The organism is Ochrobactrum sp. SFR4, from assembly GCF_019730395.1.
GTDB lineage: Bacteria > Pseudomonadota > Alphaproteobacteria > Rhizobiales > Rhizobiaceae > Pseudochrobactrum.
On sequence record NZ_JAAPBB010001431.1, the window covers coordinates 1 to 233 of the forward strand.

Genomic DNA, 233 nt, shown 5'->3' on the forward strand with positions numbered 1-233 from the left:
CAATGGGTGCGTTTCCCGATTGAACTGCTGGTTCTGCTCTGCTTGCTGATCGGTATTGTGCCGACGCTGATCGTCGGGCCGTTCCTGCATGCCGCAGTTCTCTCCGTGCTTGGCAGTGAGACGCCGCAATATAGTCTTGCGATCTGGCACGGCTTTAACGTGCCACTGCTGATGAGTGTCATTGCATTGCTCGGCGGTACAGTGATTTTCATGCTGATGAAGAATTATCTGGC

At 53.6% G+C, this 233-nt stretch carries 1 protein-coding gene; it reads left to right on the forward strand.

Translation table 11 applies throughout. The features are described 5' to 3' along the window. The coding region (locus tag HBA93_RS23740; protein ID WP_221724847.1) for a hypothetical protein at window positions 1-233 on the forward strand (233 nt) is incomplete at both ends.